This is a genomic window from Bacillus methanolicus (assembly GCF_028888695.1).
In the GTDB taxonomy this organism is placed as follows: Bacteria; Bacillota; Bacilli; order Bacillales; family Cytobacillaceae; genus Bacillus_Z; species Bacillus_Z methanolicus_B.
In genome coordinates, this window is the sequence record NZ_PNFF01000012.1 from 1 (window position 1) to 650 (window position 650).

At 51.7% G+C, this 650-nt stretch carries 6 tRNA genes; all 6 read right to left on the reverse strand.

Annotation, left to right across the window (positions count from 1 at the left end):
• Window positions 1-15 precede the first annotated feature (15 nt).
• The 6 genes from C0966_RS18490 to C0966_RS18515 all read right to left on the reverse strand — a co-directional run bounded on the left by C0966_RS18490 (window position 16) and on the right by C0966_RS18515 (window position 642).
• Window positions 16-104, reverse strand: a tRNA-Leu gene (locus tag C0966_RS18490).
• A gap of 3 nt (window positions 105-107) precedes the next feature.
• Window positions 108-182, reverse strand: a tRNA-Gly gene (locus C0966_RS18495).
• A gap of 10 nt (window positions 183-192) precedes the next feature.
• Window positions 193-274 (reverse strand) — tRNA-Leu (locus C0966_RS18500).
• Window positions 275-284: 10 nt separating this feature from the next.
• Window positions 285-360: transfer RNA gene (locus C0966_RS18505), tRNA-Lys, on the reverse strand.
• A gap of 104 nt (window positions 361-464) precedes the next feature.
• A tRNA-Thr gene (locus C0966_RS18510) sits at window positions 465-540 on the reverse strand.
• Window positions 541-566: 26 nt separating this feature from the next.
• Window positions 567-642, reverse strand: a tRNA-Val gene (locus C0966_RS18515).
• Window positions 643-650 lie beyond the last annotated feature (8 nt).

Consider the following 650-nt stretch of genomic DNA (forward strand, 5'->3'; position numbering starts at 1 on the left):
ATTTATGATACTCAGTGGTGCCGAGGACCGGAATCGAACCGGTACGGTAGTCACCTACCGCAGGATTTTAAGTCCTGTGCGTCTGCCAGTTCCGCCACCCCGGCATTTGGAGCGGAAGACGGGATTCGAACCCGCGACCCCCACCTTGGCAAGGTGGTGTTCTACCACTGAACTACTTCCGCACTCCATATGTGCGGGTGAAGGGAGTCGAACCCCCACGCCTTGCGGCGCCAGATCCTAAGTCTGGTGCGTCTGCCAATTCCGCCACACCCGCTAAATATTAATGGTGAGCCATGGAGGACTCGAACCTCCGACCCTCTGATTAAAAGTCAGATGCTCTACCGACTGAGCTAATGGCTCTTATTTTTATTGCATTTAAGAGTTTGTCTTCAAAGCCAATTATAAGATACAGGCTCACCATCCAGTTTAGCAACGCCCCAACTCAGGTAGTTCAATTGTTAAACTGGTGCCGGCGAGAGGAATCGAACCCCCAACCTACTGATTACAAGTCAGTTGCTCTGCCAATTGAGCTACACCGGCTCCATATAACTTGTCCATAAATTGTATGGTGGAGGATGACGGGATCGAACCGCCGACCCCCTGCTTGTAAGGCAGGTGCTCTCCCAGCTGAGCTAATCCTCCGTTATAAA